This window comes from Actinomyces sp. B33 (genome assembly GCF_028437565.1).
GTDB lineage: Bacteria > Actinomycetota > Actinomycetes > Actinomycetales > Actinomycetaceae > Pauljensenia.
Map to the genome: position 1 here is coordinate 26,310 of NZ_JAMRYR010000004.1, position 19,068 is coordinate 45,377.

A 19,068-nucleotide genomic window follows, 5' to 3' on the forward strand; every position below is an offset into this window, starting at 1 on the left:
GGCGGTCGCGTCGCCGGTCACCCGCTGGACGGGCAGGGCCCGCGTGTGTGAGGGCTTCCACCTCGAACGGCGAGGCCGGTGCGGGGCCCGGGCGGCGTCGAGTAGGTTGGACCCGTGAGCCAGCAGACCGCCCCGCCCAGTCCGCGCCAGCGCTTCCTCAGGGAGCGCCAGCGCAAGCAGAACCTGACGTTCGCCGTGACCGGGCTGGCCATGGCGGGACTGAGCCTCGTCGGCCTGCTGGTCCTCACGGGGATCCTGCCGATCCCCGGAGGGGAGTTCTCCGAGGAGGTCCGCTACGCGCAGGCCGGGGATACCCCGTGCCCGTCGACGGACGCCCGCCCGGTGGATCCGTCGACGGTGACCGTCCAGGTGCTCAACACGACGTCGCGCCAGGGCATCGCCTCGGCGGCGACGCAGATGCTGACGGCCGCCGGCTACGCCCCGCTCGAAGCGGGCAATTCGATGGGGGAGTACCCGGGCACGGTTGAGATCGACGCCGGCCCGAACGCCGTCGATCAGGCGTACACGGTGGCCCGGTTCTTCCCCGGCGCGAAGGTCGTCCTCACGGAGTCGACGGATGAGACGGTGACGGTCCTGCTCGGCACCTTCTACGACGGGGCGCTCGACGCGGACAGGATCCAGACCGTCATGGCGTCGACGGCCCCCCTCAAGGGCTCGGAGTCCTGCTTGGCTCTGGATCCGGAGGGCCCCGGATCGGGCGAGGCCGGGACGAGCGGGCCCGAGTCGGCCGAATCGGGGGGCGAGGGCCAGTCGGGAGCCGAGGGGTCGGAGGCCGACGGGTCCGGGGCCGAATCCGCTCAGTGACGCCGGTTCCGCACAGCGCCCAGGAGCGCGTGCCCGTCGGGGCCGTACCACACCGGGATGGTGTCGGGCACCGAGCGCAGGGCGTCGGGCACGAGGGCGTCGAAGCTGCCGTGGGCCATGAGCTGCTCGATCTCCGATAGGGATCGGATGGCGATCCCGGCGACGCGGTCGGGGAACTCGCGGGCGAACTCGGCGTAGATTTCCGGGTCGTGCTGCCCGTCGTCTCCGACGAGGATCCACCTGACGTGGGGGACGGTGCGGGCCAGTCGGCGCAGTTCGCGCCTCTTGTGCTCGACGCCGGAGCGGAACCACCCGGTGTTGGACGGGCCGAAGTCGGTCATGAGGAATCCGCCGAGGGGGTATCCGCAGCGCTCGAGGAAGTCGCGAACCGTCGGGACGACGTTCCATGCGCCGGTGGATAGGTAGAGGAGGGGCGCGGATGCGCCGCCGGTGCCGGCCTCGTCGACGAGGCGAGTGAGGAATCGCGCCATCCCGGGGACGGCCTCGCGGGAGGAGACGCGGTCGACGAAGGAGTTCTTGGCGGCGACGAGCAGGCGGGGGAGCATCGTCACCATCACGGTGTCGTCGATGTCGGAGACGACGCCGATGGACTCCTCCTCGCCGATGACGCGGACTCTGATGGAGACGGGGGCGCCGGCGCGGACGCGTCCCGATCCGGCGGGGGAGCGGCCGACGAGGGCGGTGCCGCGGCTCAGGGAGTCGCCCTCGACGAGGCCCATGGCGCGCACGTCGCCCTCGTGGAGGACCTGGATCCGGGCGGTGTGCCATCCGGCGGGGAGGCCGTGGCCGGTGACGGAGATGTCGATGTAGCCGCTGCGGTCGGAGAAGGCGATGCGGCGTCGGGCGCCGACGGTGACGAGGACGGGCTGGCGGGGGACTTGCGCGTCGAAGAACTGGCGCCAGCCGCGGCGCTCGCGCAGCCACAGGCGCTGGTCGGAGGTGCGCTCCATGATGACGCGGCCGAGGATCCGCACGCGTCGGGTGGTCCCGTGTCCGCCGAAGCCGACGAGGCCCGCGTGGAAGCCCCAGTCCTCGAGGAGCCGGGCGACGATGGAGGAGCCGGCCTCGCCGGTGGCGGCGGCGGCCGTCAGGAGGACCGAGGGGGTCTCGTCGTCGAAGACGGGCTCTGGGGCGACGGCGGTGCGCAGGAATCGGCGGAGGCTCATAGTCGTATTGTCCCGCACCGGGCGGACGCGGAGCGCCGGTCGGTGGGGGCGCGGGATGCGCGTCAGGGGGCGGGAGGGGCGGAGGAGTCGCGAACGACGAGGTGGGGGTTGAACGTGCGGTGCTCGACGGGGGCGTCGGGATCCGTGGCGCGCAGGAGGAGGTCGACGGCCTCGACGCCGAGCTCCCTCATGGGCTGGCAGACGGTGGTCAGGGGAACGGACATGTCGGCGGCGATCGAGATGTCGTCGAAGCCGACGACGGAGATCTGCCGGGGGATCTCGACGGCGCGCTCGCGCAGGTGGCCGACGACGCCGAAGGCGATGAGGTCGTTGGCGCAGAAGATCGCGGTGGGGAATCCGTCGGGCAGGGAGCCGGGGCCGGATCCGTCGGCGTCGAGGGCGGCGCGCATGTAGTCGCGGCCGGCTTGGGCGGTGAAGTCGGCGACCTCGGCGACGTCGAGGTCGATGGGGTCGTCGGGGTCCGCCCGCCATCCGCTGATCGCGTCCTGGACGCCGAGGAGGCGCTGGCGGGCCTGGCGGACGGAGGAGGGCCCGTTGAGGAAGAGGATGCGGCGGTGGCCGAGGTCGAGGAGGTGCTCGATGGCCAGGGCGGCGCCGGCCCGGTCGTCGATGCTGACGCTCGACATGTCGTCGGGGGTGTCGGGGCAGTCGAAGAGGACGATGGGGATGCCGCGGTCGACGAGTTCGTGGGCGACGTCCAGGCGCGTGTCGGCGGGTGTCAGGAGGATGCCGCGAACGGCCTGGCCGGCGAGGGCGCGCAGGAGCGTGGCCTCGTCGTCGGGGTCGGCGTGGGTCGAGGCGAGGGACATCACGCAGCCGTTGTCGCGCAGGCGCTGTTCCATGCCGGCGGCGGCCTCCATGAAGAAGGGGTTGGTCAGGTCGAAGACGGCGACTCCGACGAGGGGGGAGACGCCTCGGCGCAGGGCCTGGGCGGTGGGGTTGGGGACGTAGCCGAGTTGGGCGATGGCGCGCTCGACGCGGGCGCGCACGTCGTCGCGGACGCTGCCGCGACGGTTGATGACGTTGGAGACGGAGCCGACGCTGACTCCCGCGAGGGCGGCGACGTCCTTGACGCCGGGGGGCTTGATCGGGGGGGCGGTGGTTGTCGCGGGGGAGGTCTGGCGTGAGCGTCCCGTGCGGCCTCGGGGGGAGGTCTGTCCGGATGAAGCCACGGCGGTGCCCTTCGTTCGTCGGTGTTGATGGCCTTATTCTCGCACTGGCTCCGCGGGGGGACGAGTGGATCGGATCACTGATCCACGCGGGTGCCAGATCCGGATAAAAACGATTCATTTCGGCTTGGTCACGGAATAGTGTCGGTTGCGCTCTCTTGTTGACATGCGGCGAATTGCGTGTCAAACTCAGCAACACTGAATCGTTTCAACCTCGATGTGGAGGTGATCGCGTGACGCGCGAAGAAGCTCAGCCCGTCGTCTCCCTTCGGCACGCAGTCAAGAAGTTCGGGAACTTCGTCGCCATGGGGGACGGGTGCATCGAGCTCTACCCCGGTGAGATCCACGCCCTCGCCGGAGAGAACGGGGCCGGCAAATCGACCCTCGTCAAGGTCCTCGCCGGGATCCACCAGCCCAACGCCGGCGAGTTCCTCGTCGACGGGACCCCCGTCTCCTTCAAGACCCCGGCCGAATCCAAAGCCGCGGGGATCTCGGTGATCTACCAGGAGCCCACCCTCTTCCCCGACCTGAGCGTCGCCGAGAACATCTACATCGGACGCCAGCCGACCCGGGGACTGGGCATGATCGACCACGCCCAGATGCGCGCCGACGCCGCCGAGCTCTTCGCCCGGCTCGAAGTCGACATCGACCCCTCCCGCCCGGCAGAGGGCCTGTCCATCGCCGATCAGCAGATCCTCGAGATCGCCAAGGCGATCTCCCTGGACGCCAAGGTCCTCATCATGGACGAGCCGACCGCCGCCCTGTCCGGTCACGAGGTCGAGCGCCTCTTCAGCATCGCCCGCGGCCTGCGCGACCAGGGCGCCGCCCTCATGTTCATCTCCCACCGCATGGAGGAGATCTTCGGCCTGTGCGACCGGGTGACGATCATGCGCGACGGTCGCTACGTCTCCACCCGGATGATCGCCGAGACCAGTGAGCCCGAACTCGTCCGCGACATGGTCGGGCGCAGCGTCGACCAGCTCTTCCCCAAGCTCGACGCCGAGATCGGCGACGTCGTCCTCTCCGTCGACGGACTGACCCGCACCGGCGTCTTCCGCGACGTCTCCTTCGAGGTCCGCTCCGGCGAGATCCTCGGCCTGGCGGGCCTCGTCGGCGCCGGCAGGTCCGAGGTCGCCCGAGCGATCATGGGCGTCGACCGCATCGACTCCGGCTCGATCGAGGTGTTCGGCAAAAAGCTGCGCCCCGGCGACACCACCGCCGCGATCCGCGCCGGGCTCGGCTTCGTCCCCGAGGACAGGCGCAAGCAGGGCCTCGTCATGGACATCTCCGTCCTGCGCAACACCGCCCTCACCCTGCGCTCGCGGCTCGCCCGCTTCGGTATCATCGACTCCCGCAAGGAGGCCCAGGCCGCGGCCGAATGGTCCGAGCGCCTCGAGGTCAAGACCGCCAGCCAGTACGAGCCCGTCTCCTCCCTGTCCGGCGGCAACCAGCAGAAGGTCGTCCTCGCCAAGTGGCTCGCGACCAACCCGCGGATCCTCATCGTCGACGAGCCCACCCGGGGCATCGACGTCGGCACGAAATCCGAAGTCCACCGGCTCCTGTCCACACTCGCCCAGTCCGGCGTGGCCATCATCATGATCTCCTCCGAGCTCCCCGAGATCCTCGGGATGTCCGACCGCGTCCTCGTCATGTGCGAGGGCGTCGTCACCGCCGAGCTCACCCGGGACGAGGCCACCGCCGAGAACGTCATGACTGCGGCCACCGACCATGCGAAGGCGGCATCGTGAACACCACCCCCGCAACGCCCGCTGCGCGCGGCTCCCTCCTCGGCCGCATCTTCTCCATGCGCGAGATGCCGGTGATCATCGCCCTCATCGCCCTCGTCATCATCACCTGGGCGCTCAACCCGAGATTCCTCACCCCCCAGGGCGTCAAGGACCTCTTCCTCAACGCGACGATCGCCATGCTCATGGCCGCAGGCCAGTCCCTCATCATCTCCACCGAAGGCGTCGACCTGTCGATCGGATCGATCCTCGGGTGCTCCGCGTTCTTCACCGGCGTCCTCTTCGCCACAGTCCCCGGCATCCCCATCGTCGTCGTCTTCATCGCCGGCACCCTCCTGGGGGCTGTCCTGGGAGCCGTCAACGGCCTGCTCGTCACCCGGGCGAGAGTCCCCGCGATGGTCATCACCCTCGGCACCATGTACGTCTTCCGGGGCGGCCTCAACTGGTGGGCCGGATCCACCCAGTACTTCGCCGGGGACCGCCCCCAGTCCTTCGGGGACCTCGGCGTCGCCACCGCCCTCGGGTTCCCCGTCCTGACGATCCTCGCGATCGTCGTCATCGTCCTCGTCTCCCTCTACCAGCACTACGCGCGCTCCGGCCGCGACCTGTACGCGATCGGCTCGGACCGCGAAGCCGCCGCCGTCTACGGCATCCCCGTCGCGCGCCGCGTCTTCGGGGCTTTCGTCGCCAACGGCGCCCTCGTCGGCCTGGGCGGAGTCCTGTACGCCTCCCGCTTCAACTCCGTGGGGGCCACCACCGGCACCGGCATGGAGCTCGACATCGTCGCCGCCTGCGTCGTCGGCGGGGTCGCGATGACCGGCGGCGTCGGCATCGCCTACGGGGCGGCCATCGGCGCCCTCCTCCTCAACACCATCACCTCGGCCCTGACGGCCGTCGGAGTCGACAAGTTCTGGCAGCGCGCCGTCGTCGGCATGCTCATCATCGTCGCCATCCTCATCGACCGGGTCTCGACGATCCGCCGCCAGGACGCGCTTCGCAAGAAGGGAAGGGCAGCAGCATGAGCACCCTTGAGAAGACGGCCCGATCGGCCGGATCCGACCTGATGCGGCGCATCTGGGCGGCGCGCGACACGAAGATGGCGATGATCCTCATCACCGCGATCGTCCTCGCCCTGATCTTCGTCCCCCGCTTCGGCCAGCCCCGCACGCTGACCTACCTAACCCTCGACATCACGACGACGCTGCTCATGGCGCTGCCGATGACGCTGGTCATGGTTAACGCCGACATCGACCTGTCCGTCGCGTCGACGGCCGGACTCGTCTCCGCCGTCATGGGCGTGATGATCCAGCACGGGATCGGCTTCTGGGCGACCCTCCTCGTGTGCCTCTTCGTCGGCCTGCTGTGCGGCGCCTTCAACGGCGTCCTCACGGCGTTCGTCGGGATCCCCGCGCTGGCCGTGACGATCGGCACCCTGGCGCTGTACCGGGGCCTCGCCCTCGTCATCATCGGCGATCAGTCGATCTCCGCCTTCCCCGAGTGGGCGACCTCCTTCGCCACCGGGTCCTTCGGCTCCACGGGGATCCCGTACGTCGTCGTCCCCCTGGCCGTCTTCGTCCTCGCCTTCTGGGTGCTCTTGCACAAGACCCCGTACGGCCGGGGCCTGTACGCCCTCGGGCACTCCCAGGAGGCCGCGCGCTTCGTCGGCATCGACACGCGCAAGTCCCGCATGTGCGCGCTCGTCCTGTCGGGCGTCATGGCGGCGGTCGCCGGCGTCTTCTACACGCTGCGCTACTCGGCCGCCAAGTCCGACAACGTCGAGGGCCTCGAACTGACCGTCATCGCGGCCATCGTCTTCGGCGGCGTCTCGGTCTTCGGAGGCAAGGGCTCGATCTGGGGATCCCTCTTCGGCGTCCTGATCGTCGGGGTCCTCAACTACGCGCTGCGCCTCAACCGCATCCCCGAGGTCGTCCTCGTGATGATCACGGGCCTGCTCCTCATCGGCTCGGTCGTGGCCCCGTCGGTGGCCGCCGCCTGGAAGGAATGGCGTTCGGGACGGCACCCGAACCCGGTCGAACCGGCATCCGCACCCACCCCCGGCGCCGTCGGCGCCTGATGAAAGGAAAGACGAAGATGTCTCGACTCGCTCGTCCGATGACTGCCGCCGTCGGCGCGGTCCTCCTCATGTCCTCGATGTCCCTGGCCGCCTGCTCGGGCGGCTCGGACACCGCCGCCACCGACTCGTCCGCCTCGGGCGCTGCGCCCGCCGCCGCCGACGTCTCCGACGCGACGATCACCTTCATCCCCAAGCAGCTCAACAACCCGTTCTCCGACGTCATGCTCGGCGGCGGCACCAAGGGCGCCGAGGAGATCGGCTTCGCCGACAACCAGATCGTCGGCCCGCTCGAAGCGTCCTCGTCCTCGCAGGTGTCCTTCATCAACGCCGAGGTCCAGGCCGGCACGAACGTCATCGTCATCGCCGCCAACGACCCCGACGCCGTGTGCCCGGCGCTCAAGGACGCCCGAGACGCCGGCTCGCACGTCGTCACCTTCGACTCCGATGCGGCCGCCGACTGCCGCGACCTGTTCATCAACCAGGTCGAGTCCAAGCAGGTCGCCCTGACCATGCTCGAGATGGTCTCCGAGCAGATCGGCGGGGCCGGCAACATCGCGATCCTGTCGGCCACGGCCACCGCGACCAACCAGAACGCGTGGATCACGTTCATGGAGGACGAGATCGCCTCCAACGACAAGTACAAGGACATCGTCATCGTCGACAAGGTCTACGGCGACGACGACGACACCAAGTCCTTCCAGGAGGCCCAGGGCCTGCTCCAGGCGCACCCCGATCTCGACGCCATCGTCTCCCCGACGACCGTCGGCATCGCCGCGACCGCCCGCTACCTGTCGACCTCGGAGTACAAGGGCAAGGTCGTCCTGACCGGCCTGGGCCTGCCCAATGAGATGCGCTCCTTCGTCAAGGACGGCACCGTCACCGAGTTCGCCCTGTGGGATCCGGCCCAGCTCGGCTACGTCGCCGCCTACGCGGGCGCCGCCCTGCACTCCGGCAAGATCACGGGCGCGGTCGGCGACACCTTCACCGCCGGCGAGCTCGGCGAGCGCACCGTCGAGGAGGGCGGCATCGTCGTCGTCGGCGACCCGGTCCGGTTCAACGCTGACAACATCGACGACTACGACTTCTGATCGTCGCGCGACGTTCTGATGCTCGGCGGTCGGGGTCCCCTCCGGCCGCCGAGCCCTGTGAGAGGCGGATCGCCCATTGACTAATGAAACGTTTCATCATATGCTGGACCCCACGACGTTCCCATTCGACGACGAAGGAGGAATGATGAGCCCGACCCTCGACCTCGACGCGCTCCTGACTGCCACCGACCAGGCCTCGCCCACCCGGCAGTGCTTCCTACTGCGGGTCCGTCCCGACAAGCTCGCCGAGTACGTCGACGTCCACCAGCGCGTCTGGCAGGAGATGCGCGACGCCCTGACCGACGCCGGATGGCGCAACTACTCGCTCTTCCTCGACCGCGACTCCGGCACCGTCGTCGGCTACTTCGAATCCGACGACGCCGACGCCGCCCAACGAGCGATGGCCGCCACCGAGGTCAACACCCGCTGGCAGGCCGACATGGCCCAGTACTTCGACGGAGAAGCCGGCGGACAGGCCCGCATCCTGCCCCAGTACTTCTACCTCCCCTGACACGCCCGCACCCGACCGCCATCGAAAGAGAGAACCCCCATGGTCGCCCTTTCCGACCTCACCGCCGAGCAGCGCAGACTCCTCGCCGAGCAGACCATCGAACTGCCCTCCTGGGCCTTCGGCAACTCCGGCACCCGCTTCAAGGTCTTCGCCACCCCCGGCACCCCCCGCGACGCCTTCGAGAAAGTCGCCGACGCCGCCCAAGTCCACCGCTTCACCGGGATCACCCCCCGAGTCTCCCTCCACATCCCCTGGGACCTCGTCGACTCCTTCGAAGCCCTGCGCGACCACGCCGCCGAACTCGGCGTCGAACTCGGCACCATCAACTCCAACGTCTTCCAGGACAACGACTACAAATTCGGGTCCCTGACCAACTCCGACCCCGCCCTGCGCCGCAAGGCCGTCGACGCCCACCTCGAATGCATCGACGTCATGCGCGCCACCGGCTCGAAAGTCCTCAAGATCTGGCTCGCCGACGGCACCAATTACCCCGGCCAGGACTCCATCGCCGCCCGCCAGGAACGCCTCGCCGAATCCCTCCAGACGATCTACTCCGAACTCGACGACGACCAGCAGCTCCTCCTCGAGTACAAGTTCTTCGAGCCCGCCTTCTACCACACCGACATCCCGGACTGGGGCACCGCCCTCTCCCACGTCCTCGCCCTCGGCGAGCGGGCCGTCGTCTGCCTCGACACCGGTCACCACGCGCCCGGGACCAACATCGAGTTCATCGTCGTCCAACTCCTGCGCGCCGGGCGCCTGGGGGCCTTCGACTTCAACTCGCGCTTCTACGCCGACGACGACCTCATCGTCGGCTCCGCCGACCCCTTCCAGCTCTTCCGCATCATGCACGAGATCGTCGGCTTCGGCGCCCTCGACAAGGACTCCGGCGTCAACTTCATGCTCGACCAGTGCCACAACCTCGAGGCGAAGATCCCCGGGGAGATCCTCTCGGCCCTCAACGTCCAGGAGGCCACCGCCAAGGCCCTCCTCGTCGACCGCGACGCCCTCTCCCGAGCCCAGGCCGACCACGACGTCATCGGTGCCAACCAGGTCCTCATGGACGCCTTCTCCACCGATGTGCGCCCGCTCCTGCGCGACCTGCGCGAGGACCAGGGCCTCGACCCCGACCCGCTCGCCGCCTTCGCCCGCTCCGGCTACCTCGAGACCATCGAGGCCGAGCGCGTCGGCGGCCAGCAGGCCAGCTGGGGCGCCTAAGACCCCGCCCGCCCCTCGCACCAGGGGCGGGCGGAACGGCGCCTCCCGCGCCATGAGCGGCACCTCCCCGGCCCCGCGGACCACGGTCGCGCCACCCGGGGCGGTGCCGCTTCTCGCCGCAGACACCGACGGACAACCCCCGACGAGACGGAGAACCCTGATGACCCACGCCATCGCAGCCATCGACCTCGGCGCCTCCTCCGGGCGCGTCCTGCGCGGCGTCCTCGACGGCGGACGGCTCACCGTCGAGGAATGCTCCCGATTCCCCAACGGCCCCGTCCGCGTCCCCGTCGACGGCGACAACGACTTCGAATGGGACGTCCTCGCCCTGTGGAGCGGGATCCGCGCCGGCCTGGCCGAAGCGGCGCGGCGCGGCCCCGTCGACGCCATCGGCATCGACTCGTGGGCCGTCGACTACGGCCTCCTCGACGCGGACGGCAGACTCGTCGGCAACCCCTCGTCCTACCGGTCCCCGCGCACCGAGACCGCGACCCGCCGACTCTTCGACGAGATCGGCGCCGACGACCTGTACTCCCTCAACGGCCTCCAATTCCAGCCGTTCAACACGATGTTCCAACTGATCGCCGACCGCGACTGGGACCGGTCCGGGCGCGCGCGGACGATGCTCATGCTCCCCGACCTCATCGGCTACTGGCTGACGGGTCGGCGGATCTGCGAAGTGACCAACGCGTCGAGCACCGGGATGATCGACCCGACGACGCGACGATGGAGCCCGGAGGTCCTCGACCTGCTGTCCTCGCGCTTCGACGTCGACGTCCCGGCGATCCTGCCCGAACTCGTCGAACCGGGCGCTGTCATCGGCCCGGTGCGACTGGCCGGAGTCGACCTGCGCACCCACGAGGGCGCCGCTACGCCGCTGATCGCCGTCGGATCCCACGACACGGCGTCCGCGGTCGTCGCCGTGCCCGCCGTCGAAGAGGGCGCCCCCTTCGGGCTCATCTCGTCGGGAACCTGGTCCCTGGTGGGGACCGAACTCGACGCGCCGGTCCTGTCGCAGGCATCGCGCGCCGCGAACTTCACCAACGAACTCGGCGTCGACGGGACCGTCCGCTACCTGAAGAACATCATGGGGATGTGGGTTCAGCAGGAGTGCCTGCGGCAATGGCGGGAGGCGGAGAGCTCCGATGCGGACGGCCTGTCGTGGCCGGTCCTCGACGCCCAGACCGAGGCGGCAGAGCCGATGCGCACCCTCTTCGACATCAACGACCCCGAGTTCTTCGCCCCCGGCGACATGCTCGGACGGATCGACCGGTGGTGCGCGCGCGTCGGCGAACCGGCGCCCCGCAGTCGCGCAGAGCTGCTCCGGGCGATCACCGAGTCCCTCGTCGTCGCCTACCGGAGGGCCCTGCGCCAGACGGGCGAGCTGTCCGGCAAGGCGATCGAGGTCGTCCACATCGTCGGCGGCGGCTCGAAGAACGCCCTCCTGTGCCAGTCCACGGCCGACGCCACGGGACTGCCCGTGATCGCCGGGCCCGTCGAGGGCACGGGGATCGGGAACATGGTCGTCCAGCTGCGCGCCATCGGGGCCCTCGACGGGGGGCTCGCGAACCTGCGCCGGATCGTGTCCGATTCCTCCGCCCTCACCCGCTACGAGCCGACTCCGGGAGCTCTTGGCGCCTGGGAGGCGGCCGAGGCGCGCGTCTTCGGCTGAGCACCCGGAATCCGCGGCGCCGGGGCGCTCCCCGCCCCATTCGGATCCCCCGTGAAGGAGTTTCCGGCGGGCTCGTACAGGAGGATGACGGCCCCGGCCTCTTCGAGGCGGATGGTGCTCGATCCGCCGTCGAGCGAGGTGTCGTGGATGGTGTCCCGGTCGAGGTCGAGCCAGGAGCAGGAGGTGTCGACGTCGGGCCGCGGGATTCCATCTCCTCCGCCTGCCATCGCGCCGGTCCGGTCGTAGGCTGATGGAGTAGGCACCCGTAGGGAAGGCACCCCATGAGCACCATCGCACCCTCAGCGCTCCCGACCACCATGAAAGCCGTCGTGATGAAGGCCCCCGGCGAGGTCGTCATTGACGAGATCCCCGTCCCTCGACTCCACGGAGGGGGCGACGTCATCCTCAAACTGGCCGCCTCCTGTATTTGCGGCTCGGACCTGTGGCCCTACCGCGGCCTCCAACCCGTGAAGGATCAGTACATGGGGCACGAGTACGTCGGAACGGTCGTCGCAGCGGCCGACGACGTCGCCTCCGTCGAGGTCGGCGACTTCGTCATCGGCTCCTTCATGCTCTCCGACGGCACCTGCGAGATCTGCGAGGCCGGCTATCCGTCGCGGTGCGCGAACGCCGGCGAGTACACGGGGGCGCAAGCCCAGTACATGCGCGTCGAGCAGGCCGATGGCTCCCTCGTCGTGGTGCCCGGCGGGCGTCCCGACGACCCGGAGATCCTCGCCGACTACCTGGCCGCCTCGGACGTCCTGGGCACCGGCTGGTACGCGGCCGTCGCGGCCAACGCCGGACCCGGTAAGACGATCGCCGTCGTCGGCGACGGGGCGGTCGGCCTGTGCGCGGTCCTCGCCGCCAAGACCCTCGGTGCGCAGACGGTCATCGCCTTCTCCCGACACGAGGACCGGGCGGCCCTCGCGCGCGAGTTCGGGGCCGACGTCGTCGTCGCCGAGCGGGGCGAGGAGGGGGCTGCGAAGGTCCGGGAGCTGACGGGCGGCTACGGCGCGCACGGCGTGTGCGAGGCCGTCGGCACCCAGGAGTCGATGGACCAGGCCCTCGCCTCGTGCCGGCCCGGCGGCCGCATCGGATTCGTCGGCGTCTCGCACGACCAGGAGATCGACGGGCGCGACCTATTCTTCCGCCAGGTCCACCTGGAGGGAGGCCCAGCCCCGGTGCGCCGGTTCCTGCCCGACCTCATCGATCGGATCCAACGCCGCCAGATCCGTCCCGGCAGGGTCTTCACCGCGCGCATCCCGCTGGAGGACGCGGCCGACGGCTACCGGGCGATGGACGAGCGCCGGGAGATCAAGGTCCTCCTCGAGGTCTGACGGCATCGCACCGACGCTCCGTCCCTGCTGACACAGGCGCTCCGGCCAGAATCGGCCGGAGCGCCTGTCATCGGGTGGGGATGGAGAGCGATGGCGCGCCGCCTCAGCCCTCCTTCGCGACGGAACGGCGGTAGGCCTCCGCCTCCCAGTTCTCGATGAAATGCCGCTCGCGCTCGTCCATGACGCGCACTCGGCCGATCCGATCGGCGTCGGCGGCGACCCGCAGCGCGTCGAGGTACGTCGCCAGCGCGTTCTGCGCGGCCGCAGGGGAGTCCCCGGCGGCGATGACGAGACGACCGGGGACGACGGCGACGATCGGGGCGCGCCCGTGCGCCTCGCGGAAGGCGGCGACGGCGGCGGTCACGCCGGCCTCGTCCTCGTCCCCGGCGAGGACCAGGGGGAAGGAACCGGAGTAGACGATCTGGTCGGGGATCAGCGGTCCGCGCGAGACCGGGCCGGCCTGGGCGCTCGAGGACGTGCGCGCATGGCCCTCGCAGGACGAGGCCGTCGCCTCCGATCCCAGTGCGGTGCGGAACGCCTCGACGAGGGCGTCGCGGCGGTCGGCGGGCAGGTCGTCGGCGGCCTCGGGCGCGGGCGCGGGGGCCGCGTCGATGGCGGCCCGGATGCGGTCGGTGAGGAAGCGGGTCCGCTCGGCGACCTCGTCGTAGGTCGCGCCGGAGACGATGATCCCGTGATTGCCGAGCAGGACGATGCCGGGGGCGGGCCTGCCGGTTCGCTCGGCGTGCGCGTCGCGGGCGGCCTCGACGCCGCGGGCGAGCGGGACGCCCGGGTCGATGTAGTCGACCCACACCGCCTCGTCGCCGAGGATCTCGCGGGCGAGGGCGGGGCCGTCCTCGTTGCAGGTCAGGGCGTTGGCGGTCAGCGGGTGGAGATGGAGGACGAGGGGGTCGGGGATGAGCGCGTGGAAGAGGATCTCGACGCTCGGGCGGCGCCCGCCGGCATCGCCGATCTGGGCTCTGCGGGCTGCGGCGCGCACGGGGTCGCCGTCGACCTCCTCGTCGGAGTGGAGGGCGTCGAGGAGGACGTCGATGCGCAGGGGGACGAGGTCTTCGGCCGCGAGGGTGGCCAGCGGCACGCCCGAGGGCTTGATGTGGAGGACGCCGTCGGTCTTGACCGAGGCGTTTCCCCCGCCGGCGCGGGAGAACTCGGTGTCCCCGCCGATGTCGTTCGCCAGGGCGATGAGTTGAGAGGTGAGGTCGGACATGAGTGCTTCCCCTTCTGCGTCGAAGAGTATGAAACGTTTCAGTACGAGGGTATGAAACCATTCAAACCGTGTCAACGGTTCTCGGAGACTCCCTCAGAGCCGCACCGATGCCGGACCCGGGAAACGACGACCCCGATGGACGAGGACCGACCCCGCGGGCACCTCGACACGAGCCGATCCGCGCTCGACGATGACGCACACGTCCCCCACCGGGGAGGGCACCACCCCCGCCGCCCAACCGAGATCCCCGAGCAGCGGATCGACTTCGAACTCGCGCCACCCGGGCAGCAGCGGATGCACCCCCAGGACGATGCGCGGCAGCAAATCGCACGGCCCGGACGCCCACCCGTGGCACAGGCTCTTGCCGAAAGGACGGCCGTACATCTCCGTAGGAGAAGCCCCCTCCTGGCCGAACTCCTCCCAGAACGTCGCGGCCCCGGCCTCGATCATCGGCGCCCACAACCCCCTGAGGATCCCCAAGGCCCGCTCCCGTTCGCCCAACTCCACCAGTGCGCGCAGCGCCCACGAACGCATCGACGGCGTGCCGGACTCCGTCATGAGGATCTGCTCGGCCACCGCCTCGGACCCCCGATGACCCAGGCCGGCGAGCACCGCGAGCGTGTTCGCCAGCGGAGCCGGTGACGACTCCCCATCGACGTACTCGCGCCACGCCCGCCCATCCCACGCCGACTCCATCAGGGCCCGCCTCAGCCTCGTCCGGCACCCCGCCCATCGCGCGGCCACCGGATCAACCCCCGCCGGTCCTCCCAGGACCGACCGACGTACCCCGATCGCGCTCGTCAAGGCCCAGAACCACAGGGCCTGGAAGGCCGTCGGCGTGCGATCGGGATCGATCCCGACCCCCCAGTCGAGGAAGACCGCCCCCGGGCCCGACTCGGGGAACGCATACCCATCCTTCACCGTCCGCAGCAGGCCGTCGTCGTCGGTCAACGCCAGCAAAGACTCCATCAGGGCCTCGACGTCGCCCATGACGGAGGCGGCCAGCCCCTGATCGTCGAAGAATTCCCGATCCAGGCCCAGGGCGATGACCCCCCACAGGGAGTAATCGGCGATTCCATTGGCGAAACCCCGGCGGGACGCCAGCAGAGCCTCGATCCCGTCGCGGGCCGCCACGGCGTCGCCGAAAGCGTAGGCGTTGGGCCCGAGCGCCGAGGCGTTGTCGCCCATCCATGGGACTCGGTCCCGCTTGATCCCGTCGACGAGCAGGGTCTGGATGCACGTCCCCAAAGTCGTCGCGGCCGTCGACCAGATCGCTGTCAGGGATTCGTCGGAGCAGGCGAAAGCGCTGCGTCGCCCGAATCGGCGCGCGCTGGCCTCGATCGACACCGAGGAGACGCGGTCCCCGACGACGCGTAGGTAGCGCAACCCCAGGCGGTGAACGGACCTCCACGACCCCGGCCCGGCGGGTACGAGCTCCGTTGAGCACTCGGCGTCCATCGTCGGACCGGCCAGGGCCTCCGACCGGGATTCGCCGACGGCGAGCACGGGCTCCTCGGCGTCGAGAGCGCACGAGATGACGACGCGCCCCAGAACCGGGACGGGCGATTCATAGAGACCGTCGACAAGGCGCGGTGAGATCTGATGTACGGGCTCGCCCGCCCGGTGCGGGGGCTCGTCGTCGCCGACTCGCAGATCGGCCGGCCACCAGCGGGCGTCCGCGTCACTGCGGGTGTCGATTCTCGGGGGCCGGCCCCCGGTCCAGCTCAGGCGCAGGGCAGGGGGGTCGTCGGCGTCATCGGCTTCGACGACGAGGACGAGGCTGCGCTCCTCGACGAGCGGGAGGCGCGAGCCGACGGGCAGGACCCGTCCCGGCACAGGGGCGTGGCCGGCCTCGGGGCAGGCCGCCGACCACCCCTGAGCGACCGGTGATCCCGCGAGGACGGCATCCTCGTCATGGGGGAGGAGGGGATCGAGGACGCGTACCTGTCCGAGGGACTGTTCGATGACGACTGAGCCTTCCCCGCACAGGCGGAACAGGGCTCGCCGGGCCGGTAGAACGGCGTTGTCGGGATACGAGACGTGACGCGTCGTCCGATGGCTCTCGGCGAGCAGCGCCCGCAGGGCGCCGCGGGCGAACTGGGCGCGAGGATAGGCCCACGCCCCCTCGTCATCGAGGCGGGAAAGGTGGGTTTCGGCCCGCATCCCGTCTTCGGCAGGCCGGAAGATCGGCAGGGGGGAGAGGCTCAGGACCTCTTCGCGGGTGGTCGGCGGCGGCGTCGAGGTCATGAGGCGGCGGCGTCGACCTCGATGATCCGAGGGCGTGTCAGGGTGATCGTGTAGGCGCCGTGACCGAGCCTGTCGGGCGCGGGAGCGCCGTCGACGAGGGCGATGGAGCCTTCGTCGGCGAGGAGGTCGAGAACGGCCTCGACGCCGAAGGGGATGACGAGGCGGATTGTCAGCAGATCGGGATCGACCTCCCATGCGATCGACAGGTCGCCGAAGGTCGTCGCGATCGACGCCTGGGCGCGCGTCAGGGCGGTGGCGGGACGCGGGCCGATCCGGGTCGTCCGGTAGCCGGGGGTCATCGGTTCGAGGCCGGCGACATTGCGGTACACCCAGTCGATGACGGCGCCGTAGGCGTAGTGGTTGAAGGAGATCATCCCGCCCTCGTCGCCGGCCATTTCGCCGGCGTGGATCGAGCCGTCCTCCTTGATGGCGTCCCACCGCTCCCACACTGTCGTCGCTCCGCGATCGACTTGGTAGAGCCACGAGGGGGCCTGGCGCCGCAGGAGCATCGTGTACGCCTCTTCCCATTTGCCCGCTCGGCTCAGGGCGAAGAGAACGAGGGGGGTCCCCAGGAAGCCGGTCGCGATCCGCCCGTTCTCGCGTCGGACGTTGTCGGCGAGGGCGGCGACGAGGCCGGGCCGGGCGCGGTCCGGGACGATGCCGAACTCCAGGCACATGGCTGCGCCGGTCTGGGTCTCGTGGGCCTCGTGCTTCCACCGCGTCCACACGGCGTCGGCGACCCGGGTCGCGAGGTCCTCGAGGCGCTGGGCTTCGTCTGGATCGCCGATGAGACGCTCGGAAGCGGCAAGGAGTCGGGTCGAGTGGATGTAGAAGCAGTTCGCGACGAAGAGGGCGGGCGTCTTCCCATTCCACGGCTGGTCGACTGGGGCATCCGGGTCGAGCCAGTCGCCGTATTGGAAGGGCTCATCGGGCAGGAGCACGTCGTCGCCGGCGCGCCGGCGCAGGTGGTCGACCCAGCGGCGCATCGAGTCGAGCTGGGAGCGCAGGATTTCGGGGGAGCCGACCGAGGCGTAGGTCGACCACGGGACGATGGTCGCGGCGTCGGCCCAGCCGGCGCGTCCCATGTCGTCGATGGGCCGGCCTCCCATGCGCGCGTCTCCGGCGATGATATTGGGGACGAGGGAGGCGACGGCCCCGTTGTCGTTCTGGGCGAGTTCGAGGTCGCGCAGCCACGAGGCCCAGAAGGCCTCGGCGTCGAAGAGGGTGTTGGCGGTGGCGGCGAAGGCCTGGGCGTCGCCGGTCCATCCGAGGCGCTCGTCGCGCTGGGGGCAGTCGGTGGGGATCGAGACGAAGTTGTCGAGTTGGGACCATACGACGTTCTCATGGAACCGGTCGAGGGCGTTGTGGGACGAGGAGAAGGTTGCGCGCCGGGGCAAGTCCGTGGAGATGGCGATGGCGCGGGCGGAGACGATCCGGACGGGCCCGGTCACGTCGGCGTAGCGGAAGCCGTGGAATGTGAAAACGGGTTCGAGTTCGATCCGGCCGGATTCGCCCAGGATGTAGCGGTCGGTCGCGCGGGCCGAGCGCAGGGAGGCGGTGTGCAAGGACCCGTCGGGGTCGAGGACCTCGGCGTGGCGCACGACGACTTCGGTTCCGGCCTCGCCCTCGACGGTCAGGCGGACCCATCCCGAGATGTTCTGGCCGGCGTCGAGGACGACCCCGTCCGCGGCGTCCTCGATGCGGTCCGACAGGGCATTCATGTCGAAGCCGCCGATGACGCGCACGGGGGGGACGGCGCGGGGGTGGAAAACGCGATGGTCGCAGTCGAGGATGTCGACGGGGAGCCAGCCGTCGGTGTCGAAGCCGGGCAGGGAGGGGTCGCCGGCGTCGAGCCGTAGGTCGATCGTCGTCCCGTCGTAGATGGAAGCGGCGCGGATCGGCCCGAATCCGCCGACCCATGAGTCGTCGGTGGCGACGGTCAGAGCCTGTCCTGCCTCGCCGAGGATCTCAAGACGGGCGATGGCTCCGGATCGGTCGCCGTAGATCTCGGTGCGACCGGCGAAGCCCATGCGGCCGCGGTACCAGCCGTCGCCCACGGTCAGGCTGATGGCATTGCGGCCCTCGTGGACGAGGTCGGTGGCGTCGATGGCGTCGATGAGGATGCGGTCGTCGTACTCGGTCCAGCCGGGGGTCAGGAGGGCGTCGGAGGTGTCGGCCCCGTTGATGCGGGCGTGGACGAGTCCGAGGGCGGACAGGTAGAGGCGGGCGCGGACGGGGGTGAAGGGCAGGGTGAACTCGGTGCGCAGGATGGCGGCGGGGCCTTCGAGGTCGGTGGGGATGGAGATGACGTCGGCGGCGAAGGAGTCGGAGTCGAGGCTCCCTTCGATGAGGAGGGGGGAGGACCAGGGACTCCATCCGGTGTCGGTAGCGATGCGCACGCAGTACTCGCGCTGCTCCCGGGCGTTCAGGGGGCCGCCGGGGGCGGGGATGTCGACAGCGGCGTCGGAGAGGACGGGCTCGGCGACGGTCCAGGGAGCGGAGTCGGCGCGGTGGCGGATCTGATAGGCGGTCTGGCTGGCGCCCGGACGCTCGCAGGCGACGGCCCAGCGCAGGCGGATCTCTTCGAGCGCGACTGCGACGAGAGAGGGATCGAAGCGCGATCGGAGCGAGGTCACACGGGTAGCGGGGTCGAGGATCGCGGGGGAGGGGGTCGCGGGGACGGGCATAGTCAACCTTGTCGTCGGTCGCCGCGTCGTCGCGGCGGGCGTATCAGTATTGAAGCGCTTTA

At 70.3% G+C, this 19,068-nt stretch carries 15 protein-coding genes; 9 read left to right on the top strand and 6 right to left on the bottom strand.

The genetic code is table 11. The features are described from left to right. Window positions 1-114 precede the first annotated feature (114 nt). Entirely contained in the window at window positions 115-825 is a 711-nt protein-coding gene (locus M3T53_RS06740; RefSeq protein WP_272433740.1) for a LytR C-terminal domain-containing protein, read from the top strand. On the opposite strand, the gene M3T53_RS06745 is transcribed toward M3T53_RS06740, so the two are convergent. Further along, a complete protein-coding gene (locus M3T53_RS06745; protein ID WP_272433742.1) occupies window positions 819-2,012 on the bottom strand; it encodes an App1 family protein in 1,194 nt (397 codons plus the stop codon). The two genes, M3T53_RS06740 and M3T53_RS06745, sit on opposite strands and share 7 nt — an antisense overlap. A gap of 62 nt (window positions 2,013-2,074) precedes the next feature. Further along, window positions 2,075-3,205 (bottom strand): LacI family DNA-binding transcriptional regulator, encoded by a 1,131-nt coding sequence (locus M3T53_RS06750; RefSeq protein ID WP_272433743.1) that lies wholly within the window; start codon window positions 3,203-3,205, stop codon window positions 2,075-2,077. Between the two features lie 230 nt (window positions 3,206-3,435). Between M3T53_RS06750 and M3T53_RS06755 the strand changes: the two genes are divergently transcribed. From M3T53_RS06755 to M3T53_RS06785, 7 genes are all read left to right on the top strand, one after another. Continuing rightward, entirely contained in the window at window positions 3,436-4,950 is a 1,515-nt protein-coding gene (locus M3T53_RS06755) for a sugar ABC transporter ATP-binding protein (protein WP_272433744.1), read from the top strand. Then, window positions 4,947-5,969: an ABC transporter permease gene (locus M3T53_RS06760; protein WP_272433745.1), complete on the top strand. Its 1,023-nt coding sequence runs from the start codon at window positions 4,947-4,949 to the stop codon at window positions 5,967-5,969. Before M3T53_RS06755 ends, M3T53_RS06760 begins: the two co-directional genes overlap by 4 nt. Then, complete coding sequence (locus tag M3T53_RS06765; RefSeq protein WP_272433746.1) at window positions 5,966-7,021, top strand: ABC transporter permease; 1,056 nt, start codon at window positions 5,966-5,968, stop codon at window positions 7,019-7,021. Before M3T53_RS06760 ends, M3T53_RS06765 begins: the two co-directional genes overlap by 4 nt. Window positions 7,022-7,059: 38 nt before the next feature. Further along, window positions 7,060-8,109, top strand: a complete 1,050-nt coding sequence (rhaS, locus tag M3T53_RS06770) for a rhamnose ABC transporter substrate-binding protein (RefSeq protein WP_272433747.1) — start codon at window positions 7,060-7,062, stop codon at window positions 8,107-8,109. Between the two features lie 145 nt (window positions 8,110-8,254). Next, window positions 8,255-8,620, top strand: coding sequence for an L-rhamnose mutarotase (locus M3T53_RS06775; RefSeq protein WP_272433748.1), 366 nt, complete (start codon window positions 8,255-8,257; stop codon window positions 8,618-8,620). 39 nt (window positions 8,621-8,659) lie between these two features. Beyond that, a complete protein-coding gene (rhaI, locus tag M3T53_RS06780; protein ID WP_272433749.1) occupies window positions 8,660-9,838 on the top strand; it encodes an L-rhamnose isomerase in 1,179 nt (392 codons plus the stop codon). A gap of 160 nt (window positions 9,839-9,998) precedes the next feature. Further along, entirely contained in the window at window positions 9,999-11,510 is a 1,512-nt protein-coding gene (locus M3T53_RS06785; RefSeq protein ID WP_272433750.1) for a rhamnulokinase, read from the top strand. Here the strand turns inward: M3T53_RS06785 and M3T53_RS06790 are convergent. Continuing rightward, complete coding sequence (locus M3T53_RS06790) at window positions 11,447-11,773, bottom strand: hypothetical protein (protein ID WP_272433751.1); 327 nt, start codon at window positions 11,771-11,773, stop codon at window positions 11,447-11,449. The genes M3T53_RS06785 and M3T53_RS06790 overlap by 64 nt on opposite strands. An 18-nt stretch (window positions 11,774-11,791) precedes the next feature. Between M3T53_RS06790 and M3T53_RS06795 the strand changes: the two genes are divergently transcribed. Next, window positions 11,792-12,847, top strand: a complete 1,056-nt coding sequence (locus M3T53_RS06795) for a zinc-binding dehydrogenase (RefSeq protein ID WP_272433752.1) — start codon at window positions 11,792-11,794, stop codon at window positions 12,845-12,847. 103 nt (window positions 12,848-12,950) lie between these two features. Here M3T53_RS06795 and M3T53_RS06800 read toward each other — a convergent pair whose 3' ends face one another. The 3 genes from M3T53_RS06800 to M3T53_RS06810 form a co-directional block, all read right to left on the bottom strand. Then, entirely contained in the window at window positions 12,951-14,072 is a 1,122-nt protein-coding gene (locus tag M3T53_RS06800) for a class II aldolase/adducin family protein (protein ID WP_272433753.1), read from the bottom strand. Between the two features lie 93 nt (window positions 14,073-14,165). Continuing rightward, the gene (locus tag M3T53_RS06805; protein WP_272433754.1) at window positions 14,166-16,319 is read right to left on the bottom strand and encodes a hypothetical protein; all 2,154 of its coding nucleotides are present in this window, start codon (window positions 16,317-16,319) and stop codon (window positions 14,166-14,168) included. Then, complete coding sequence (locus M3T53_RS06810; protein ID WP_272433755.1) at window positions 16,316-19,006, bottom strand: alpha-L-rhamnosidase; 2,691 nt, start codon at window positions 19,004-19,006, stop codon at window positions 16,316-16,318. Before M3T53_RS06810 ends, M3T53_RS06805 begins: the two co-directional genes overlap by 4 nt. Window positions 19,007-19,068: the final 62 nt, after the last annotated feature.